At 32.0% G+C, this 16,686-nt stretch carries 14 protein-coding genes; 13 read left to right on the forward strand and 1 reads right to left on the reverse strand.

Translation table 11 applies throughout. The features are described from left to right. The 13 genes from NMK29_RS00005 to NMK29_RS00065 form a co-directional block, all read left to right on the forward strand. Positions 1-663, forward strand: a 663-nt coding sequence (locus tag NMK29_RS00005) for an efflux RND transporter permease subunit (RefSeq protein WP_254097123.1), incomplete at its 5' end; no start/stop codon positions are given. Beyond that, the gene (locus NMK29_RS00010) at positions 635-2,005 is read left to right on the forward strand and encodes a TolC family protein (RefSeq protein ID WP_234424325.1); all 1,371 of its coding nucleotides are present in this window, start codon (positions 635-637) and stop codon (positions 2,003-2,005) included. The genes NMK29_RS00005 and NMK29_RS00010, both read left to right, overlap by 29 nt. A gap of 71 nt (positions 2,006-2,076) precedes the next feature. After that, complete coding sequence (locus NMK29_RS00015; protein WP_108805070.1) at positions 2,077-2,259, forward strand: CPXCG motif-containing cysteine-rich protein; 183 nt, start codon at positions 2,077-2,079, stop codon at positions 2,257-2,259. A 145-nt stretch (positions 2,260-2,404) separates the two neighbouring features. After that, complete coding sequence (locus tag NMK29_RS00020; protein ID WP_108805071.1) at positions 2,405-2,815, forward strand: response regulator; 411 nt, start codon at positions 2,405-2,407, stop codon at positions 2,813-2,815. A 46-nt stretch (positions 2,816-2,861) separates the two neighbouring features. Beyond that, on the forward strand, positions 2,862-3,407 hold the full coding sequence (locus tag NMK29_RS00025) for a heme NO-binding domain-containing protein (RefSeq protein WP_108805072.1): 546 nt from the start codon (positions 2,862-2,864) through the stop codon (positions 3,405-3,407). Next, a complete protein-coding gene (locus NMK29_RS00030; RefSeq protein WP_108805073.1) occupies positions 3,400-4,623 on the forward strand; it encodes an ATP-binding protein in 1,224 nt (407 codons plus the stop codon). Before NMK29_RS00025 ends, NMK29_RS00030 begins: the two co-directional genes overlap by 8 nt. Further along, positions 4,620-5,753 carry an FIST signal transduction protein gene (locus NMK29_RS00035; RefSeq protein WP_108805074.1) on the forward strand — a complete coding sequence of 378 codons (1,134 nt, stop codon included), beginning with the start codon at positions 4,620-4,622 and terminating at the stop codon, positions 5,751-5,753. Before NMK29_RS00030 ends, NMK29_RS00035 begins: the two co-directional genes overlap by 4 nt. A gap of 3 nt (positions 5,754-5,756) precedes the next feature. Next, positions 5,757-6,809: an ATP-binding protein gene (locus tag NMK29_RS00040; protein ID WP_108805075.1), complete on the forward strand. Its 1,053-nt coding sequence runs from the start codon at positions 5,757-5,759 to the stop codon at positions 6,807-6,809. Between the two features lie 7 nt (positions 6,810-6,816). Further along, positions 6,817-7,917, forward strand: a complete 1,101-nt coding sequence (locus NMK29_RS00045; RefSeq protein ID WP_108805076.1) for an FIST signal transduction protein — start codon at positions 6,817-6,819, stop codon at positions 7,915-7,917. Further along, entirely contained in the window at positions 7,914-9,071 is a 1,158-nt protein-coding gene (locus NMK29_RS00050) for an ATP-binding protein (protein ID WP_108805077.1), read from the forward strand. The genes NMK29_RS00045 and NMK29_RS00050 overlap by 4 nt, the downstream gene beginning before the upstream one ends. Before the next feature lie 3 nt (positions 9,072-9,074). Next, positions 9,075-9,395 (forward strand): Hpt domain-containing protein, encoded by a 321-nt coding sequence (locus tag NMK29_RS00055; RefSeq protein ID WP_108805078.1) that lies wholly within the window; start codon positions 9,075-9,077, stop codon positions 9,393-9,395. A gap of 13 nt (positions 9,396-9,408) precedes the next feature. Next, on the forward strand, positions 9,409-10,134 hold the full coding sequence (locus tag NMK29_RS00060; RefSeq protein ID WP_108805079.1) for a LytTR family DNA-binding domain-containing protein: 726 nt from the start codon (positions 9,409-9,411) through the stop codon (positions 10,132-10,134). 123 nt (positions 10,135-10,257) lie between these two features. Then, complete coding sequence (locus NMK29_RS00065) at positions 10,258-14,217, forward strand: DUF4114 domain-containing protein (RefSeq protein ID WP_108805080.1); 3,960 nt, start codon at positions 10,258-10,260, stop codon at positions 14,215-14,217. Positions 14,218-14,275: 58 nt separating this feature from the next. Here NMK29_RS00065 and NMK29_RS00070 read toward each other — a convergent pair whose 3' ends face one another. After that, positions 14,276-16,369, reverse strand: a complete 2,094-nt coding sequence (locus tag NMK29_RS00070) for a lipopolysaccharide assembly protein LapB (protein WP_234424326.1) — start codon at positions 16,367-16,369, stop codon at positions 14,276-14,278. Positions 16,370-16,686 lie beyond the last annotated feature (317 nt).

Consider the following 16,686-nt stretch of genomic DNA (forward strand, 5'->3'; position numbering starts at 1 on the left):
ATAGCAAAATATCCTACGGTTACTCCTTCATACGAAGGGCAAAATAGAGAAGCAGGAAAATTTCTTGGTTCTTTAGGACCTGTTGGTCTTACTGCATTGGCATTAATATACATTACCATTGCGTTCACTTTTAGAAGTTATAGTCAGCCATTGTTACTACTGTTACTTATTCCATTGAGTCTTCCGGCTGTAGCTTTCGGTCATTGGATACATGGATTTCCTATAAATATATTATCCCTTTTAGGAATTATTGCCTTGATAGGTATTATGGTTAATGATGGATTAGTACTTATAGGGAAATTTAATAGCAATCTTAGAGCAGGAATGACTTTTGATAGTGCAATTTATGAAGCTGGAAAATCTCGTTTCCGAGCGATTTTCTTGACTTCTTTAACTACAATTGCAGGATTAGCACCATTAATTTTTGAAGAAAGTCGTCAGGCAAAATTCCTTATTCCTATGGCAATTTCGATAGCTTATGGAATCGGTTTTGCTACAGTACTTACATTATTAGTGTTACCATTGTTTCTATCATTTAGTAATACGTTGAAAGTAGGAACTAAGTGGTTAGTTACAGGAAATAAAATAACAAAAGAAGAAGTAGAACGTGCTATAAAAGAGCAAAAAGAGGAACATGAGGAGCAACATGAATTACAAGCATAAGTATATAGTAAAATTAATCTTGTTTTTGTTTTTGGTTAGTGGTAGTGTTTTTGCCCAAAAATTAACAAAACAAGAAGCTATTCGATTAACATTAGAGAATAATTATGGCATTCTGATAGCAACTAACAATATAGATGTAGCAAAAAATAATAAAGGGCTACTAAATTCTGGTTATTTACCGACGTTAGCAGCCAATGCAGGAGCAAATTACCAAGAAACAACTTCTAAAACATCATTTCCTGGAGCTATTAATCCAGATACAGGATTACCTAGAGAAGATATTGAAATTGATGGGGCCGAAACGCAACGATATAATGCTTCACTTAATTTTAATTATACATTGTTTGATGGTTTAGGCAGGTATTATAATTATAAAAGATTAAAAGAGCAGTATAATCTAACAGAATTACAGGCTAGAGAAACCATAGAGAATACTATGCTGCAATTGTTTTCTGTATATTATGAAATAGCAAGACTTACAGAAAATGAACAAGTTCTGGAAGAAACCCTTCGAATTTCTAAAGAACGAGTGACTAGGTCTACTTATCAGTTTGAGTATGGTCAAAATACTAAGCTAAATGTACTAAATGCAGAAGTTGATGTGGCAAATGATAGTATCAATTTATTGAATACAAGACAACAACTTGCTAATACCAAGCGAGACCTGAATGTGATTGTAGATAATGAATTAGAGAAACAATTTACGGTAGACACTATAGTAAAATTTATTTCAAGGTTAGAAATTGATAGTTATTTAGAAAAATCAGTTGATAATAATGTAACCTTGTTACAGAATGAAAGTAATATTAGAATTAGTGATTATGATATAAAGGTTAGTAAATCTGGATATTTACCAACGATTGGTCTTACTGGTTCTTATGGATGGAATGAAAATAGGAATCCTCCATCTGCTTTTTTTCCAGGTAATGTCGCCGATACGTATACTTTAGCAGGAGGACTTAGTTTAAGCTGGAATCTTTTTGACGGTGGTGGTACTATAACCAGAGTTAAAAATGCTAAAATTGCATTAGACTCACAGGAATTGGCAAAAATTCAAGTGGAGCAACAAGTCAAAAGAGATATTGCAAATGCCTTAGGAAATTATGATAATCGTCTTAAAGTATATGAAATACAACAGCAAAATGTAGCTACCAATGAAAACAATTTTGAGCGTTCTAAAGAAAGGTTCAATTTGGGACAGATTACTTCTATCGAATTTAGACAAGCTCAAATTAACCTAATACAAGCTCAAACTAATAAGACATTAGCTAAGTATGATGCTAAATTAGCAGAGTTGCAGTTATTACAACTTACAGGACAGTTATTAAATATTGATTTTTAGAATAACTTTAACCCAGTTTGTTTTTAAATGGACAAATACTATAAGGTCTCGAAACTGAAATAAATAATCATATGTTCGAACACTTTTTTCAATGCCCATATTGTTGGGAACAGGTATCTATGCTATTAGATCCCTCTGTTTCTTATCAGGTATATGTGGAAGATTGCGAGGTGTGCTGCAACCCAATAGAACTACACCCAAGATTTGAGGATCAAACTTTGATTTCCTTCGAAGCGGTTAATATAGAACAATAGTAGGTCTATTTTCCATTCGTCTACAGTAAACTACCACTCGTCGATAGTTTAAATGATTCCAACGATGACTACAAGATTACGTCCCTAAAATTATTGAATTTTACAGTATAAGAGCTATTCTGTAAGTGTAAAACCTATACCTAAAATGAAAAATTTAAAAATCCTATTAATCGAAGATGACGAGATAGAAAGAATGAAGTTTACAAGAGTTCTACAGAAGAACAATTATACGTGTAAACTACAAGAAGCTACAAACGGCGAAGAAGCCATAGAAATTCTTGAAGACGATACCAAAACTCCAGATATTATATTATTGGATCTAAATATGCCTAAAATGAATGGTATCGAGTTCCTAAAAAGTTTAAAAAGTAACGACAAGTTAAAATATGTTCCGGTCATAATTTTGAGTACTTCTAACAATCACCAAGATCTGAAAAGATGCTATGAAGAAGGGATTGCGGGGTATCTAGTAAAACCATTGAAGTATGAAGATTATGTGGAAAAAATAAAATATTTGATAGAATATTGGGGAAAAAATGAGTTAATTTCTGTCTGAACTACCAGAAAACTCGTAACTTAACATACCAATTTAATACTATATTATGAAAGGAATTGTTTTTACTGAGTTTTTACAACTTGTCGAGGATAAGTTTGGTCTAGAAATGGTGGATCGAATTATCGAGGAATCTAATTTACCATCTAATGGAATTTATACGGCAATAGGAACGTATGAATTTTCAGAAATGTTAAGTCTTATTACGAATCTAAGTAAAAATACAGACATTAAAACAGATGATTTACTACTCACCTATGCAGAACACTTTTTTAGTGTATTAGCTTCAAATTATCCACAATTGATAGAGCGCTATGAGAACCCGTTAGACATGTTAGAGTCTATAGAAAATCATATTCACGTAGAAGTAAGAAAAATTTATCCTAGCGCAGAGCTTCCTACCTTTCAAGTATTAGAAAGAACACCTGATACTTTATCCATGATCTATAAATCAAGTAGAGCTATGTATAGCTTTGGATTGGGTTTAATGAACAAAACGTTTGAGCATTTTAACAAAAGGGCTGTTATATCTTATGATAAATTAAAAGATGATGGAACTGAAGTTAAATTTATGATTCAAATGAAAAATGGGTGAAATTAATCCTGAGATACTACAAAGAGCACTTGCTAGGGAAAAAGCAGCTCGTAAACAAGCAGAGGGAATTCTAGAAGACAAATCAAGAGAATTATATGAGGTTGCTCAAGAATTAAAACAGGTAAATGAACAATTAAAAGGTGTTCTGGCTAAAAAAAATTCTGAGCTCAAAGGGATGTCCGATAATCTCGTAGACGCTTATGTTCTAATGAAAGTGAATGGTGATGTTATAGAGATGAATGATGCAGCAAAGGAGCTATTTGGTTATGATGTCAGTAAAGAAAATCTTAATGTAATGTCCCTTATTTATAAAGATGACTTTAACTATGCTATGGAATCCTTCCAAAAATTAGTCACAGAAGGATCTTTTACAGATTACGTTGCTAGAACAGTTACTAAGAGTAATGGTGTTAGAACAGTCCATATTAATGGAAGTGTTATTAAAGATAAAGATAATGTTGCAATTGCTGCGCAAGGCATTGTACGGGATATTACCGATCAGATAGAAGCCGAAAAATTAAAAGAAGAATTACTAAAGAATTTAGAGCAGAGTAATAAAGAATTAAATGATTTTGCTCACGTAGTATCACATGATCTAAAATCGCCTTTGCGAAGTATGAACGCCCTTATTAATTGGTTAAAAGAAGATTATGAGGATAAGTTAGATGAGAATGCTGTAACCTCTTTTAATTCTTTACTCAATAAAATAGAAAAGATGGATCATATGATCGACGGAATTCTAAGTTATTCGAGTATTGATAGAAATGAAAAAACGGGAAAAGAAGTCAGTTTGGATAAAGTAGTATCGGATATATTAGAAATGATTTACGTCCCAGAAACATTTAGTATTAATATTCATGATACGCTTCCGATGATGATAGGTGATCGATTTAGATTTCAACAATTATTTCAAAACATCATCAGTAATGCAATAAAATATAATGATAAAGAAAAAGGATTTTTGGACATTAAATGTAATGATATCGGTGATTTTTGGGAGATTACTCTCGCCGATAATGGTCCAGGAATTCCTGAAGCATACCACCGCAAAATCTTTGAGATTTTTCAGACGGCACAAGATAAATCTAAGTCTACCGGAATTGGACTATCTATTGTAAAAAAGATAGTTAATATGTATGGCGGAGAAGTCGATGTATCGTCAGAAGAAAACAAAGGCACCACTTTTTTATTCACTCTTAAAAAACCTTCTTTATGAAAATTCAACAGTACCAAAGAAATAAAAATGGTAATTGGATACCAACTAAAACATTTGATGAAAAGCTTAAAAATCCATTGGTATTAGTATTTGGAAATCGATTTATTATAGAAAGAGAGCCCATCTTAGATGAGATAAAAGCTTTGTTTAATGAAAGTGAAGTGATAATAGGTTCTTCTGCAGGAGAAATTCTGGGAGCAAATGTTACGGAAGATACGATTTCTTTAACAGCTATCGAGTTCGAAAATAGTACATTTAAATTAGGTCATCAAAACATTTTGGATACTCAGAAGGATGCTTTTGAAGCTGGAAAAAAATTGGCAGATCAATTATCTTCAGAGAATCTGAAACACATTTTTATTGTTAGTGAAGGAAGTTATGTTAACGGCTCTGCTTTAATAGATGGAATAGAAGCGATACACAAAGATATACCTTGTACGGGAGGATTATGTGGAGATGATGCTAGGTTCGAAAAAACATTAGTAGGATATAATGAAAACCCAAAAGAAGGAGAAATTGTAGCAGTAGGGTTTTATGGAGATAGTTTACAGATTACAAGTGCTCAATATGGAGGATGGACTCCTTTTGGACCAGAACGTGTAATCACAAAATCAGATAACAATGTGTTATTTGAACTAGATAATCAACCAGCGCTAGATTTGTATAAGAAATATTTAGGAGATAAAGCATCAGAATTACCGCAATCGGCACTTTTATATCCTTTAAGTGTAAAAACAGAAGGAAGAAAAGAAGCGATAGTAAGAACAATTCTTTCTATTGATGAAGAAAAGAATGCGATGATTCTAGCAGGGGATGTGCCAGAAGGCTCAGTTGTGCAATTAATGATGGCCAATATTGATAAGATTGCTGATGGAGCTTCTAAAGCTGCAGAAATAGCTATGGAATCCAGAGACAAGGATCCGCAATTAGCATTGTTAGTAAGCTGTATTGGAAGAAAATTAGTAATGGATCAAAGAGTAGAAGAAGAAATTGAAGAGGTAATAGAAGAAGTAGGAGAAGATGCTGTAATAACTGGTTTTTATTCTTATGGAGAGTTAGCACCATTTAGTAATAGTACTAGATGTGAGCTTCATAATCAAACGATGACTTTAACCTTATTGAGTGAATAGAGAATGAATTCATTATTGAAAAGGCAGATAAGAAAAAAATTATCTGATGATTTAAAAAATCATCCTGAAATCCAGGAGCTTTTGGCTGCAATCGATGGTTCGTATAACACCTATGAAGAGCAGTTTACGATGTTACAAAGAGCTATGTCAATAAGTTCGCAAGAATTATTTGATGCTAATAAGCAACTAACAGAAGAAGCGAAACAACAACGATTAGTTATAGAACGACTAAATGATGCTATAAAAACACTTCGATCGATCGATAATAAAAAAGACACAGAAGTAGCAACTAATATTGAAGACCTTACAGGTATTGAATTAGCTACGTTGATTGAAGAGCAGGCGGCTAAAATCTCTGATTTTGAAAAACAGAGAGCTAAAATATTGAAGGACTTAGAAAAGAGTAATGAAGAATTAACGAGTTACGCACAAGTCGTTTCTCATGATTTAAAATCTCCATTACGAAATGTAAGTGCATTAATAACTTGGATAAAGGAAGATGCGGATGAGTTGAGCGGAACTGTTTTAAGTCATTTTGGGCATATAGAACAAAATATTGAAAAAATGGATAGCATGATTGGAGGAATTTTGGAATATTCTTTGATCGATAAAAAAGATAAAATTGTAAATGAGGTAGATTTAAATGTATTGATATATCATACAATAGAATCATTACATGCGCCAGATTTTATAGAATTTAGTATAGATAATAAGCTTCCGACAATAAAGAAAGATCCGCATAGGATCAAACAATTGTTTCAAAATTTGATTAGTAATGCAGTCAAAGGAATGGATAAAGAAGAAGGATACATTTATATTGGATCAAAAGAAGAAGAAGAGTATTGGGAATTTTACATAAAAGATAACGGGAAAGGAATACCGGAGAAGTATCACGAAAAGATTTTCAAAATATTTCAAAGTATTGATTCTACAAAAGAGTCAACTGGTATTGGATTATCTATAGTAAAAAAAATCATAGACTACTATGAAGGAAAAATTTGGTTGGAATCTGTCGTCGGAAAAGGAACTACCTTTTTCTTTACGATAAAAAAATAAAAAAAATATGTTTATAAGTTCTACAGATCCCCATGATGTAGCAGCTTTAATAAGGGAAAAAGCAGCAGGAAGAAGAGTAATTTTAACGGTACCAGAAAAAGCAACACTGGATATACCTCAGTTAATTGATGAATTAAATAAATTGGAAGTTCAGTTTATAGGAGGAATATTTCCGAAAATTATTTATCAAAATGGGATCTATGATGAAGGTATCGTTGTCAATTTTGTTGACCGAGTAGTGACCCTTTTTGTTACTCAAAATTTAAAAGAAAAAGATTTTACAATTCCTTCTGTCCATTTAGACAAAGAAAAAGACTATTGTGCTCTTACTATGGTAGATGGATTAACAGGTAATATTTCTAATTACCTATCAGAATTATATAGGGTATTTGGGACTAATTGTTTGTATTTAGGAGGAGGTGCAGGAAGTCTTACACTAGAGCAAAAACCATGTGTGTTTAGTAATGAAGGCTTTTTTATGAATGCCGCTATTACGATTATTTACGAAACATCGGGAAGTATAGGTGTACAACACGGATGGAAAAAAATTGAAGGACCAATTATAGCCACTAAAACAGATGAAAATATTATTCAAGAACTTAACTGGAGAAATGCTTTTGAGGTTTACAAGGAAATCATAGAATCTGACTGCGGGAAAGAAATTAACGAGGATAATTTTTTTGATATCGCAAAATCATATCCATTTGGAATTGTAAAAGATAATTCGGAATGTGTGGTAAGAGATCCAATTGCTACTAATGATAAAGGCGAGTTAATATGTGTTGGTGAAGTATTTAACAATACAGTATTAGATGTGTTAAAAGGTAATGAAGAAAATTTAATCGAATCCGCAGATAGAGCAGCTCGATTGGCTATAGAAAATTCTGAAAACCCTACGTCAGGTGTCATAATTGATTGTATATCCAGAACATTATTTTTAGAAGATTCTTTTCAGAAAGAGTTAGATAAAGTAGTAAATCTATTGAAAAAGGAAAATGACCAAATGTTTATTGGAGGAGCTTTAACATTAGGAGAGATATCTTCTTTTAATGGGTATCTAGAGCTTTTTAATAAGACAATAGTGATCGGATTATTTAGTAGAAAATGAGTGTAAATATTAACAAACATATTGCAGATATTTTACAGCTTTATGAGTTTTCTATGTCCATAGGTAAGACCTTAGATTTTGATAAAAACTGTGACAATTTTTTAAAATTATTACTTGCTCGTAAAAACCTGAGCGGATGCTGTATAATTTCAAAAGAAGAAGATGAGTATATAAGATCTTATTCATATCCAGTTGGATTGGTTGATGACAGCATGATGGAACATAGTGAATTTTTAGATGATTGTTTTAAAGGTGAAACTATAAAGGCAGGTAAGTTTGTAGAGAATAAAATAGTTTCATCTATTACAACTGGAGGATCATGGCTGTTTTTTAACCTTAAGAATGATAAAGGTCTAATACTTATTAATCACAAAGGAACTCCGTTTAGTGAAGTAGAAATTAATCAGTTATCTCCTATAATAGATAAGTTTTCTATCTCTCTAAAAGCCTGTGAATCATTTGCTAAACAGGATAGTTTGTTGAGAATATTAACCGCACAAAACAAGGAGCTTAGAGAGTTTACACAGGCAATTTCACACGATTTAAAATCACCGTTAAGGAATATTGTAACTTTAATTGCATGGACAAAAGAACTTGGCGAGAGTTTACAAGATGATGTGGTGCAAAATTTAGAGAATATCGAGTATAACATAGAAAAAATGGATAACCTTATTAAAGGTTTACATACATACTCGACAATTGATAAGTTCGAAGAAAATGATAAAGAAATTAATGTAGAATCATTTTTACAAGAAGTGATAGAATCATTGGTGGTGCCCGATACGGTACAATTTCATATTGAGAGTAATGTGTCTCAATTATTTATGTATCCTACATTATTTCAAAACCTTTTTTATCATTTGATTGATAATGCTGTAAATAGTATAGATAAAGAAAAAGGAGAAGTTTATATTAAAATTAAGGAAGAAGAATCATATTTAAATTGTAGTATAAAGGATAATGGAAAGGGAATCCCTGAGAAATATCGTGAAAGAATTTTTCAACTATTTGAAAGTATAGATTCTAAAAAAGAATGTATTGGTATTGGATTACCGATTGTGAAGAAAATTGTAGATTACTATAAAGGTGATATGCAGTTAGAATCAGAGGTTGGTGTTGGTACTACATTTTTCATCACCTTACAAAAAGAGTAAAACATGGTAGAAACCCCAAACTTAAAATATATTAAAGACCTTGCCGCAGGTTCTGAAGAATTTGAACAAAAGGTAATTGGAATAATAAAAAAAGAATTTCCAGAAGAAAAAAAAGAATTTTTAAAAAATTATAATGCAAAAGCTTATATTGAAACTGCAAAAGATGTTCACAAGCTTAAGCACAAAATTGGCATGTTTGGATTCGAGGCAGAGTATAAAGTTACTGTTGACTTCGAAGAAGGTTTAAAAAAAGATGATATCTCATTATATCCAAAATTTATGCTAATTTTAGAGAGTATTGAAGATTTTTTGAAGATTATATAAAAACATTACGCTTATGAATTGTATTATTATTGATGATGAAGAAACTGCAAGATTAATTATTCAACAACTTTGTTCTCAGGTAGATCAATTAAATGTGATTGAAGAATTTCCAAATGCAATTCAGGCCATCAAGTTTTTAAATAGTAATTCGATTGATTTAATATTTTTAGATATCCATATGCCTGATTTCACAGGCTTTGATTTCATACAGACATTAAAGAATCCGCCAAAAATAGTGTTAACGACTTCGGACGAGAAATTTGCTTTAGAAGCATTTGAATATGAGTGTATTGTGGATTATCTGGTGAAGCCAATAACATTACCACGTTTTATTAAAGCTATTCAGAAAGTAGAAAGTGCTCCAGATGTAAAATCTGATTCTGTAGCTGCAAAAGATAATAAAGAACCGTCAGGAATATCTTCTGGAGAAAATGACCTCTATGTAAATATTGATAGAAGATTGATAAAGATTGATATCCCAACAATTTTAATAGTTGAAGCAAAAGGAGATTATATTCTGATCAAAACAGAAAAGCAGAATTACACGGTACACTCTACCTTAAAAAAGATCGAAGAAAAATTACCGGATGATCTTTTCTTAAAAGTTCATAGGTCCTATATAATTAATACAAAAAAAATCATTGATATAGAGGATAATAGTGTTTTAATAGCTAAAGATGTTATTCCCGTTAGTCGATCAAATCGTCCAGAATTAATGAGAAGACTAAACCTTTTGTAGATACTTACCACACGTTTAAAACCATTGATCTACAGTTACAGACCGTTAAACGAATAACAAAGGTCGCGATGGTGTATATAGATTAATTTTGGAGTAATCCAAGAACTGAAAATCTATATTATTATGAAACGAATTTTTACTTTTTTAACCGCAATAATAACTTTGTCAATTTCTGCTCAGCAGGAATTTGATTGTAATGATGGAACTTTTTACCAAGTAATTTCGGGATCAATGAAAGCATATGATCCAATTACTGGATCATATTCTGAAGCTTTACATTCTTACAGCTCATATAATGCTGGAGGATATAATGCCGTTGATAATTTCTTATACGCAATAAAAAGGGGTGATAATCACTTGTTACGTATTGCAAAAGACATGATTGTAGATTTAGGTGCGGTAGCACCAAACGGTACCACAGTATTTGGTGGAGGGTATGCAGCAGATGTAGATCCTGACGGGAATTTATGGGTGTTTCAAAATAATAATAAAAGAACTTTTCATAAGATAACCAATTTAAAAGATTATAACGGAAGCTCTTCTCCACAATTCGAAATTGTGGAAGCAGACGCAACGGCACCAAGTACTTGTGCTGATATTGTATATGTAAATGGTGCATTTTATGGAGGAAGTAGAGGGAAGTTGTTTAAATGGGACTTATCTTCTGGAACTCCAGTGTTTTCAAGTAAATCTGTAGCAAACCTTCCATCTAGTACATTTGGAGCGGCGTATGCAGATACAGATAATAGGTTATATGTTTCTGATAATAATGGAGGTTTATATTTAATTAATGATTATGAAGGAGCAAATCCTACAGCTACACTGTTAAACTTAACAGAAACTACCAATTCTAATGACGGATTTAAGTGTGCCAGTGGTATTTCTCCTTTAGATAAAGATGCTGATGGAATCCTAGACTCTATGGATGCGGATGTAGATGGAGATGGTTTGTCTAATATAATAGAGTGTAATGGTATGGATCCATATGGAGATATCGATGATGACGGGATGTTTAATTATTTAGATAACGATATAAGTGGTAACGGAGATAATGTAGTACAAGATGCTTTTGATAGAGATGGTGATGGAAATCCAGATTTCTTAGATATTGATTCTGATAATGATGGGATTTATGATATTGTAGAAGCTGGAGGCGGAAGTAACGATACTAACAATGACGGGGTTTGTAACAATCAAGATGTTGGATATCAAGATACAGATAATGATGGGATTGCTGACGCATTCGATACAGATCAGTTGGGTACAGATTTCATTCCATTAGATACGGATAATGATCAAGTGTTTGACTGTTATGATATTGATTCTGACAATGACGGGATTATTGATTTAATCGAAGGGCAAGATTCAACTACATTCTTAGGACTTTCTAATACAGATGAAGATAGAGATGGATTAGATGATAATTTTGATCCTGATTTTGGAGGATCGACGAATGGAGATGTTGATACAGATGGAGATAACGATTACAATCATTTAGATGTAGATTCTGATAATGATGGTATTTCTGATAATACAGAAGCATATGATAGTGATGGAGATGGAACTGTAGAGACGTACCCATCAGGAATTGATGCTGATAATGATGGTTTAGATGATCACTACGATCAAAGAAAAACTGGTTTTGATTCAGAAAATGGAGGTCAGACTCCTGCAAGTTTTCCAATACCGGCAATCTGTGATAGATATAATTATTTAGGAGATTTTGATTCGAACGGAAAGCCATTATATCTTGACGGTCAGGATGTAGTAAGTCAAGAAACCGTTGATATGATTAATAATGCATTGCCAGAAGGATATCCAGTGCCTGATTTTAATCCGCACTATATTTCATCTGGATACGATACAGATGTAGTTTTACAAGAAAATGCAGAAATTTGGATCACGTTTGTTGGAGAAGGTGCAGGTTATAAAAATACGTTAGGTTTTTACACATATGATGCAGACAATCCTTACGAAACAATTCCACAGCCAGAAGATATCACTATTATTTTTCCTAACGTTTCTGCAGTAGGAAGCGGTGGAGATTTAGAAGTAGGTGATAAAGTAAATATAGGTAGCTTTCCTCCTAATACAGGTATAGGATGGGTATTGTTAGCAGATGCATGGAAAGATGGATGTGTTGATACAGGTAACTGGCAATTATATTCTAATCCAGATTATAATCCAGAAAGTGATGAAACTTTAAGATACCATAATGTATTACTTAATGATCCAGATTCTGAAAGAATAATTTTAGGATTTGAAGATATCAGAAGAGATTACGCTTCTTGTGATCAGGATTTTAATGATGCGTTATTCTATATTACTGCAAGTCCAATAACAGCTATTAAAACAGATAATTATGCAGACATAAATAGTGCTACAGATGTAACTTCGGCTAATGACGGAGGACTAGAAAGTAATGGAGATCTAGCAAGTCTTATAGCGAAGCGTAATTTTAATAGAACTAAGTCAAATTTAATTTTTAATACTAAAAAATTACAGAAAAAATTTCAACCAGGTGTTATATCATATAAGTCAAGAAACAATGAAGATTTAAGTCTTTATTTCCCAACTACAGGCGTAGCAGGATCAGAATCTACTTATGTATCTAGTCCAGAAGATTTGCTTGGAATAACGAATGCCAATTCAGTATTCTCTGTAGACTATTATCAAAACGAAGAAAGAGTAGCTGCAGGATTAGCAACTACAACTACAGGAAATATTTATGACCATTCTAAGACTATATGTGATCGTCTTAACGGATCTAAACTGTTAGATTTAAGAACGGTAGAAATTAGAAATCATACGATTATTAGTACTCGTATAGAAAGAGCTACTGGTGAGATCGAATATGCATTAACGTTCTCCATTAAAGAAGGAGTATCAGAAAATGAAATCTATAGTCTATGGAATATTGATAGCTATCCAGAAGGCGATTATACAAACTTCCAAGTTTGGGGTGGTTCTGTATCACAAGTTGCAAATATTGCAAATCATATTTTAGACACTTTTATTGCAGATAAACCAATGAGGAGTCATGAAGTATCTAATAGAATACCAACCATTTTTGTAGAAAAAGGAAGATATGATAATGGAGAATTAGTATTAGATATTGTAAACAAATCTGGAGCATCTTCAATGAATTTTGATGGAAACATTAGACGAACTGAGTTGTCTTCTGAAGTAGCATTAAGACAAACAGTTTCTTTATCAGGAGCATATAGAGAGCAGATTAAAGTAGCTACTGGATTCTTATTCGATATTGGATTTTCTATCAATGGACAGGAGTCTACTCAAATAGATGCATTATACCTAGCAGATGGTCCTTGGGGAGTTGATTATAGTGAAGAAGCGGTAGTTCTAGAAAGTTTTGAAGTCTTAGAACAAACCGAAACGACTTCTGATGAGAGCTACACAATAGAAAGAGGTGTTGCCGTAAGAGGAGAGGTGAAAGAAACTATGAATATTTTCAGAAATGTTTTGGCAGGTGATCTTACACTAAATGTAGAAAACTATGACGCATTACAGTTCGAGATGAATACGACCAACAATATTGAAGTTATTTTGGTAACAAAAGACCTTACTGATTGGAATGATAGATTAAGATTTACAATAGAAGCTAATTTTGATAACACATTGTATAACATAGCTTTTACAGATTTTAAAAATGCAGCTGGGATATCAGTTGATGTAACAGATGTAAGAAGTGTTGTGTTCTCTATCCAAGGAGATTATCAAAATTTTTCATCCTTTGATATGGAGATTTCTGAATTAGTTTTCGCCAACAATACAGTATTGAGCACAGAAGAGTATGAGATTCAGGAAAAAGTGGAAAATGTAATGAATTATCCAAATCCATTTCAGGCAACCACTTTTATAAGAGTGCCTGAGACGTTACAAGGAACTATAACGATTACTGTTGTTGATATGTTAGGAAGAATTGTAAGAAATGAAGAATTACAAATGATATCGAACAATGAAGCTAAGTTTGATGCTCAAGATTTACATACTGGAATATATAAATATGTAGTTTCAGATGCTAACAAGAGAAAATATCAAGGTAGTTTTATGAAAGAATAACGATAGATTTAGGTTGAGTTTTGGGGTCTAATAGCGAGAATAAATTAATTTATTCTCGCTATTTTTCATTTGATGTATCCGTCTGTAGATTTAGTTTTTCGATCTTTTTATTAAAAAGAGGTTTCTCTAAGAAGTACCATTTTAGTTTAAAACCAATTTCTGTGAACTCGAAACCAGCTGCAGTAGCAGATGCTATATTACTGTACTTACCATAAATGTTAGCAATAAATCTCTTTGAAAAATTATGTCCAATTTTCCCTTCTGCTCTAAAAGTAGTAGACGCTGGATCATCTTCTACATATTGGCGACCTACTGCGCTGCTAAAACGATAAAACCAATCATTATTCTGATCGTTTTGTATTTCAGCAAAAAATTCTACTAAATTAAATGACGAAGGACTGAAATAAATAGTAGGAACCTGATCCTTAAAAGAAATATATTGATAGTTTAGACCAACTTTAAGCGTAGGTCGATTCAATACATTGTAATATAATGAAGTAAATAATAAGTTTCTACTATTGTCATCAGATTGCGAGGTATATATAGCTTGCGTATACCATCCTAAATTAATATTAGTTCCTAAGTTATAGTTAAGAGAATAATTATTCATAATTATTTCTCTATCGATAAGATCTGCGTTAAAATTTTGAAGTTCTCTTTTATAACCAATATCTAAACTCTGAAGTTTAAAGGGTTTTGTACTTAAAATAACTTCACCAATGATTCCGGTATAACTATTAGTTATAGCATTAGCACTATTAAATCCTAGATTAGTTTTAATACCAATCTTACCAGTAAATTCATAATCTAGCCCTATAGCAGCTTCGTGAGATTCAGCTTTTACATTTGTTTCTGTATTTTCGGTAGATCTAAATGAATAACTACTTTTTACTTTTAACTTAGTAGATAAAGGAATTTCGGCGTTAAAATTGGTGTTGATTGCCTCATTATTACCATTGTCAAAAGTGTATGCCGTTTTGTTTTCAATAAATGGAGTATGAGAAATTTTTAAGTCAGAAATTAATTTTTCAGCATCTGGTTGTTTTGGGTAAAAAGAAAGTGTTTTAAAAGCGAATTCATAAGCTTTCATATCTAATCCAGAAGCTCTGTATGCGTTAGCAATACCGAGATTACCATCAAACGAACTTTTGTCAGCATCTAAAATGGTATTATACTGATCGAGACTCATCTTAAAATCACTGGTATACATACCGTAAGTTGCTTGTAAACTTGACAATTTGGAGTTACTAGGATATTCATTTTTAAGTACATCTATAGAAGCTTTAGCATCTTTAAATTTTCTATTCCAAAAAAGAGCCTGTATATACCGTTCATAAGAGCTTAGTAGCAGTTCTTTATCTGAGGCTAGTTTTTTAGCTTTTGTTAAAGATTCTGTAGCTAAATCAAGCGCCTTTTTTTCTTTATGCATTTTATGCGCTACTAATGATAAACCTTGTAAAGAGATGATACTGTCTTTTGGGCTTTTTGCTGTTTTATAGTACATTTCTTCTGCATCAGTATATTGATTGATTACCAGGTATATGTTAGCTTTATTTAATAAAGTGTCTTTGTCATCAGGGAAATCTTGTAAGTTCTGATCTAAAAGAGTTAAAGCTTTTTCATATTGTTTGTCTTGGGATAAAGTAAAAGCATATCCCAAACGCACATATTTTCTAGAAATAAGGGCATTCCCATTACCAGGTTGTAGATCTAAAGCTTTATTTACTGTTTCTAAGGCAAGAGGATATTTTTTTAAATTAGAAAGTGTATTTGCATATCCAAGTACAGCAGCAAAACTATCTGGTTTTTCTTGTACAATCCCTTGATAATAAGTTTCAGCCTTTATAAAATCTTTATTCCATAACAGGGATTCGGCGTAATTCAGTTTTATTTCAAAATCATCAGGATATTTTGCTTTCAACTCCTTAAAAATAGCTACTGCTTTTTCGGATTCACCAAGAAGACCTATTGCTCTACCATAACATAATTTGGCTGTTCGGTTATCTGGATACTCTTGAAGAACATTTTTAAAAAAAACTTTAGCTTCTTTGTAGTTACCATTCTCGAGATGGTTAAATCCTTCTTTCATATCCTGTCCTATAGAGATATGGCTAATACAAAGAAAGAACATTAAAAATAATACTTTGTTCATAGACAAGTTTTCATTGTTAACAAGGTAAGAATATCTTTTCAGAATGCTTTTTTTATTGGTAAAATCTTTACATAAAGTTTTAGGTAGATAAGGTATGTCTTTGTCTTAATATTGAAAAACTTATGAGTACTTTTTTGAGGGAATTTTCTACTTTTATTGCGGAATTTTCCCTTTTTAGATTAAGATTAACCCTTTTTAAATGTTAAAAAAGTGAGGAAATTGAAGTTTTTTCTTGCTAAAAAAGTTAATTAAAAGTTAAAATAATCGACAAAATACAAGAAGATGCGTTGTAATACACGGATTTTAACATCAACCTT

This window comes from Aquimarina sp. Aq107 (genome assembly GCF_943733665.1).
GTDB lineage: Bacteria > Bacteroidota > Bacteroidia > Flavobacteriales > Flavobacteriaceae > Aquimarina.